The sequence below is a fragment of the Nocardia carnea NBRC 14403 genome (assembly GCF_000308515.1).
Classification (GTDB): Bacteria; Actinomycetota; Actinomycetes; order Mycobacteriales; family Mycobacteriaceae; genus Nocardia; species Nocardia carnea.
Window position 1 is genome coordinate 174,196 of sequence record NZ_BAFV01000070.1, and the last position, 6,515, is coordinate 180,710.

At 66.6% G+C, this 6,515-nt stretch carries 6 protein-coding genes; all 6 read right to left on the minus strand.

The genetic code is table 11. The features are described from left to right. Nucleotides 1-2 precede the first annotated feature (2 nt). Nucleotides 3-1,439, minus strand: coding sequence for an ROK family transcriptional regulator (locus tag ON22_RS24880; protein ID WP_033246445.1), 1,437 nt, complete (start codon nt 1,437-1,439; stop codon nt 3-5). Nucleotides 1,440-1,464: 25 nt separating this feature from the next. Further along, complete coding sequence (locus tag ON22_RS24885; RefSeq protein ID WP_033246446.1) at nt 1,465-2,091, minus strand: hypothetical protein; 627 nt, start codon at nt 2,089-2,091, stop codon at nt 1,465-1,467. Nucleotides 2,092-2,317: 226 nt separating this feature from the next. Continuing rightward, on the minus strand, nt 2,318-2,611 hold the full coding sequence (locus ON22_RS24890; protein WP_033246447.1) for a hypothetical protein: 294 nt from the start codon (nt 2,609-2,611) through the stop codon (nt 2,318-2,320). A gap of 494 nt (nt 2,612-3,105) precedes the next feature. Then, nucleotides 3,106-5,706: a LuxR C-terminal-related transcriptional regulator gene (locus ON22_RS24895; protein WP_033246448.1), complete on the minus strand. Its 2,601-nt coding sequence runs from the start codon at nt 5,704-5,706 to the stop codon at nt 3,106-3,108. Nucleotides 5,707-5,795: 89 nt separating this feature from the next. Beyond that, a complete protein-coding gene (locus ON22_RS35945) occupies nt 5,796-5,915 on the minus strand; it encodes an excalibur calcium-binding domain-containing protein (RefSeq protein ID WP_081595811.1) in 120 nt (39 codons plus the stop codon). A 72-nt stretch (nt 5,916-5,987) separates the two neighbouring features. Continuing rightward, nucleotides 5,988-6,515: Rv0361 family membrane protein (locus ON22_RS24900; RefSeq protein WP_043740586.1), on the minus strand; the 528-nt coding region annotated here is incomplete at its 5' end.

Genomic DNA, 6,515 nt, shown 5'->3' on the forward strand with positions numbered 1-6,515 from the left:
GGTCAGTATTTCCTTTCGTCGCACCGGCCGGGTCGGCCGGCAGGTTTAGGGGAACCCAATTGGCCGGTGTGACCGGTGATCATGTCGTGCACGACCAGGCAGGCCGCGCCGCGTGCGCCGTTCCATTCGCCGGTCTCCTCGACCACCTCGACGCTGTCGGGTTCGATACCTCTGCCGTAGGCGTGGTCCTGGATCGCTTCGCGCATGGCATGGTCGTAGTGCCGGTCGAAGACGACCGGGGTGGCACCCTCGACCCTGGTGATGGCTGGGCCGGTCAGGACGATGCGGGAGGTGTCGAGTAGATCGACCAGAGTCGAAAGACCAGTACCCAAATACGTTCCGGCCTGAGAGAAGGCCCGGATGGACGAGGCGTCGCCCGCGGCCGCGAGCTCACGGGCTTCGTCCAGACTGTCTACCGCGAGCGGGCTGAGGATGGCCTGGCGGGTCGACATGGCCTCCAGGCAGCCTCTGTCGCCGCAACGGCACGGAAAACCATCCGGTTTCACCATGATGTTGCCCAGTTCCAGACTTTTTCCCGTGGCGCCGCGGTAGATCTCGTGATCGATGAAGTGCGCGGCACCGACCCCCACGTCGGTGATCAGGACGACCGTGAAAGGCGCGTCGTTGAAGTAGGCGCCGCCGCCGTACAGCTGGTAGGCCGCCGCACGTCCGTTGGCGTCGTTGTCTACCACGATGCTGTTCTTGTCGACGCCGGTCACGTCCCTGATCCGCTGACGCAACCGGACAACGGGACCCCATCGTCCCGATCGGCGCCGGGCAGCGCCCCAGCGCAGATCGGGAGCGAACAGCACTTCTCCGGTGTGGCGGTTGATATGCCCACCCAGCGATACGCCGATCCCGATCACCGGATTCCATCCCTCGTCCAGTACGTCCGGATGCCGTTTCTGGATGTAGTCGAGGAGCTGGTCCTCGAGCGAATGGAACAGACCTCGGATGGTGTCCACGACCTGGTCTTCGTCGACCCACCCCTTGTGCGGCTCGCCGCCCGTCCATACCGAATCGCCCATATCGGCGACCTGGGTTCTGACGGGTTCGCCGGCCAGGTTCATGACCACCCCCACCACCTTGTCCGCGGAGACCTCGAATCCGATGGTGTGATGGGTGCGGCGGTCGACAACGACCGGCTTGGGCCGTCGTCCGTGGGACGTGGCGCGGCCGTCGGAAATACTGACGAACCGGCGCTCCTCGAGTTTCTTCACCAACCCGCTGACCGTGCCCGCGGAAAGGCCCAGAAGCTCGGCGATATCGCCCGTGGAAGGGCGATCTACCGTGACGATGGTGGAGAACACCCGTTCCAGGTTGTTGGTCGCCACCCCCTTCTTCCGCGCGGAGGCCGGATACGCTTGGTGCGCACCGCTACTGATCTGGCTATGGGCCTGCTGGACGGTGAGACGCGGACTGTGCCGATCGGCTGACATACGGGAATTCCTTTCACACGAGCAGTCACCGGATCGGGGTGTAACCGATGCCGGACGGATGAGGACGCGGAGAGTGCGGATCGCGACTCGTCAGAAAGGCGACCGGGATCCGGGACGGGAAACGCAGCATCGGGACATAGGTGATCGGGTCACCACGCCGGAGGTCGGCGCACTTCGGTTCGGCCTGCCCGGCCGGGTGGTGGTGGCCGCCGCGGCAGTGGGCGTAGCAGCGGGCGTCGCGCCGCGCCAACTCCAACTCCACCGGCTCGGCGGCGTTCCCCTGCGTGCTGTGCACGACACCGGGTTTATCCCGGTACGGCATGTGCACGACTACACCCGACCGGCGTTCGGGGCCTGCCAAATCGCCGGCGAGTTCCCACCGCCGGGAGAGGTCACCCTCGTCTTCGAGGCGTGCGCAGGCCAGGACTTCCTCGTCCAGCGTGGGAACCAGGTGCCGCCGAAACAGGACCACTCGCCACTGAGCCCTACGCAGGGCAGCCACCGGCGGTATCGATTCGGGAGCCAGCAGCACGTACCGGTTGCCTTTGACCGTGAGCGCCCACATCGCGCGAATCGACGAGTCGAACGCCTGCACAGTGAGATATCGCAGCTCGCGCGCGAGGACCGTCGCTTCCAGGTCCCGGCCGACCATCTCGAGATCGGCGGAAAGACTTCCCCCGTAGTCTCGAACGATACTGCAGATACTGTTGAGTCCGTTGAGTACAACGCTTGCGATCTGGTGGTTCCCTCGGCATCGGCACATGGCAGACTTCTCTTTTCGTAGAGCCGTAGATCCGGCAGCCGAGACAGCTTCGATACCCGAGGGCCGAAGCCGATGATCTCGCAAGTCCCAGCCCTCTACGGTTTCGGATCCCGGGTCAGGCGGGGGTGACATCCGGATAGTCCTGGACGGGCCCCGGGGAGGGCGGCGGGCCGCCGCGCGCCGCCTTGATGAGGAGAATCACCGTCGTGTAGCCGGTGAGGACCGCGACGCTGTGCTCACCGGGGTAGAAGGCATGGCAGGCAAACCCCAAGGGCAACAGGTGAAGTGCGGTGAAGTACGCACGGGCGCGCAGCATTCCCGGCGAGCGCCACAGCAGCGTGGACCCTTTCACGAAGTGGTTGAACGCCTCGGTCAAACGCTGGCCGGGGTCGTCAGGTGTACTCGACATGAGCAAGGCTCCTTCATAAGCACGGATGCGAGGAACACGTGCCCACGGAAACGCGTAACTCCGCGACGGCCCAGACGTGTGAACTATCGGTACCGAAGATTCGGAACCCCTCTGGTGTGGCCCAGATTACGCATGGTCTCATCGAATCGGCAAGCCGATCCGGGGCAGATTGTCTTCGAGTAGCGAAGTTTCTAGTACGGGGTTATGTCAGATAATGGCCCACATGGGCCGTAAATAGCTGCTCAGCACAGCTTTTCGGCTGACAGCACACAATCATCCACTGCGTCGGCCATGTGTAGACGGCTAGAAAAGCACTTCGGAAGTGGCGGTTCGGACAATGATCGACATAGCCATGCGCTATCGAGGAGGCGGTCGCGCTCATGCCGGTCGTCACGGGATCAGCAGCTACTGCCCGGCGCGGGGCCCGACCGGCAATCAGCAACACTCCGGCAACCACGGAGAACGTGCGGACCCCGACGACCGCCGTCCCGGCTTCAGCGGGGCGATTCACCACGCAGCAGCGCAGCCAACGACTCCCGGTCGGTGACATCCAGTTTGGTACAGGCGCGGTACAAGTGACCCTCCACCGTCCGGACCGAAACGGTGAGCCGATCGGCGATCTGCCGGTTGCTCAGGCCTGCCGCGACCAGATTCGCGATCTCCCGTTCCCGGGAGGTGAGTGGTAGCGGCTGGGCGGCGTCACGTAGCGCCGGTGTCGACGCACCATCGCATGCGGCCGCCAGCCGGTTGGCATGGGCTGCCGATTCCAGGAGTCGTCGCCGGTCCCCGGCCCGGTCGTGGGCGGTGGCAGCCTGCGCTGCGGCGTCGGCGGCCGAAAGGCGAGCGCCCAGACTTTCGAAATCGGCTGCTGCCCCGTCCAGCTCGGCACCGTCGCGCCGAGACAACGCGACCGCGTGCCGCGCCTGCGCCCGGACCAGCGGCCCGTCTACGCGATGGGCGAGATCGGCCAGTCGGGGCGCCACCGATCCGGCACCGAACCGGGCGGCGGTGTGCAGGGCCAGCGCCTCCACGGCGTGCTGTTCCGCGCGGGCGGCAGCGTCCGCGGCGCGGAGGGCGCACTCGACGGCGGTGCTGACCGCGCCCTCGGCCGCCGCCAGACAGGCGCGGGCGATCTCGAGTTGCGGTTCGTACACGGCGCTGTGCCGGCCGCCGCGTGCATCGGCTTCGGCGATCGATTCGGCGGCCTCTACCGGGCGGCCGAGCGCCGCGTAGGCCTCGGCGAGACGAATCCGGGCCGGGAACATCCAGGCGGCAGCACCTTCGGCGGTGAGCGCGGCCAATGCCTGCTCCAGATTGTCGATACCGGCGCCGAACCGGCCGTGCGCCACATCGACAGTGCCCTGCAGGATCTTCGACATACCCCACGCCAGGTATTGGCCCGGCGCGGAATACCCGAAGTATTCGGTGGCCCGATGAGCCGCGGCCGCCAGGTCGCCGGTGAGGACGAGCGCAAGCACCTCGGCATGCGTCGACATGAACCGGTTCAGGCCGTCGATATGCGGTTCCACCGCACGACCCCGCTCCGCGTAAACCCTTGCATCGGCGGCGCGCCCGAGCAACGCGGCCGCGAGCCCGCCGCCGAAAGCCGCCCACCACACCGCCCACGGCGGTGCGTCCGCGGCCTGCATCACGAGTTCGGATTCGCGCAGCGCATCGCCGAGCCGGTTCTCGCTGACCGCGCAGGCGGCGGCGAGTCCGGTCGTGATCAGGGCGATCTTCGGATGCGTGATCCGCGACCGCACCAACGTCAGTACCTCGTCGGCCTTGTCGGCATCGCCCATCGCCCACAGCAGGTTCGACACCCGAGTACTGCCCCAGCGGGCCAGCTGGACCTCGTCGAGATCGTCGGCGTCGAAACTGGCCAGCGTCCGCTCGGCTTCGATACGGTGGCCCTGCCACAGCAGTGCGCGGGCCAGCAGATCCGCGGATTCGACCCCGCCACGGCGTTCCACCGCCGCCCGTGCGAACCGTTCGCCCAGCGGTAGATTCGCCAGCCCGATGGCGTCCTCGGCGGCGGATTCGAACAGTTCCAGATCGGCGGATTTATCGCTGTCCAGGGCCAGTTCGGCCAGGCGGATCCGATCGGCGGCCGAGTTGATCCGGCGCTGTTTGAGCGCGGAGTACAGCTTGCCGCGTAATCGTCGCGAGGTCGCGATGCCCAACCGGCGCCGGATCACCTCGCCGAACAGCGGATGGTTGTACCGGACCACCAGATCGCGGCCGTCCTCCACCACCCGGATCACGCCGCCGTTCTCGGCCGCTTCCACCGCCTCCTCACCGGCGAGCTCGGCCATCACCTCGAGATCGGCAGGTTCGCAGAAGGTGAGCAATTCCAGGACCCGCAGCACGGATTCGGGCAGCTGCTCGACACGGTCCTCCAGCAGCGCGGCCAATTCGGAGGTGACCGCGGCCCGGCCCCGCAACTGCCATACGCCGTTCACCTGTCGCAGCGAACCCGCTTCCAGCGCGCCCTCCACCAGATGCCGCAGGAACAGCGCGTTACCGCCCGAGGACTCCCACATCAGATTGGCGGTGAAACCCTCGAGTTGCCCACCCAGCATCGATTCCACCAGGTCCACGCTCTGCTGCTGGGTGAACGGGGGGAGATGGATTCGCAGCAGATGGCCGTCTTTCCACAGCGTGGTCACCGCGTCCGGCACCGGCACACCGTCGCGCACCGTCGCGACGATGCACGCAGCCTTGTCGATTGCCAACTGCAGCAGCAGGGTTGCGGAGAGTTGGTCGAGCAGATGCGCGTCGTCGACCCCGATGATCGTGAGCCCGTCGGCGAGTAGCGCTTCCCGGGCCGCGGCCATGAAGGTCACCGGATCGTGCGCGGTGTACACCCCGACCATATGCGCGAACACGCCGAGCGGAATACTGCGCGCCGATTCGGTTCCCGCGACCCAGCGGATATTTCCGCCTCCTGCCGTGGCCGCCCGCCGCGCGAGGGTGGTCTTACCGACACCGGGTTCCCCGATGAGTACAGCGCCGACGTGATCGGAGCCGGTGAGCGTCGCGCGAATCGCTTCGAACTCGTTCGCCCGTTCGATCATCGGCCAGTTCCGAGCCATATATCTACTGTATAGGCCGTATTACCCGCGAGTCGCCGCGAAGTGTCCACGGCGATATCGCCATAACGGGACCGAACCTGGAAAACCGGTCAGTTCTCGCCTACTTCGCAGGCCAGGCCGTCGCCGTCCTCATCGAGCCGAAACGAATATCCGCGCTGGCCGGCGAACAGCGGAGTATGCGATTCGCTGCGCGCGTGGACGCAATTCATGAAGTACTCCCATCGTCACGCGCGACCGGGAAAAGTGAAAGACCCCTGTTCCCGGTCGCGCGTGCACCGTAGCTACTGAGCGCCCGCGGGCGGGTCGCACACCTTCCACCCGGATTCGGTTTCCTGCAGATCGAAGGTACGGGCGGTTTGCTCCGGATCGGCCTCGGTCTGCACCGTGACCTGCGCCAGGGCCGTGCGATCGGTGATCTTGACCGCGTCGACACCGGTGACCTTGGGAATACTGCCCTCGCTCACCGCCTGCCGATGGACACCGGCGAACTGCTCCTCCGACAAACTCTGGTAGTAGTCGTGCAGCGCACCGCAGGTGGCATTACGCAGCGCCGGCAGGTCACCGCTTTCCAGCGCACCGGTGTAATCGCCGATGGCCGCGCTGATCCGGGCCTGCGGGGAATCGTCACCCGCCCCGGCGCCCACCAGGATCGCGATCAACGCGACCACGAGCGCCACCGCGACCCCGCCGGCAATCAGCCATTTCTTGTTGCTGTCGCCCGGTGTTGCCGCAGGGGCCGGCGCCGGCTCCACCCGCTGCGGCTGGGCCCGCTGCGGCGGCGCCTGCGCGACCCGCTGTTCGGCCGCGGT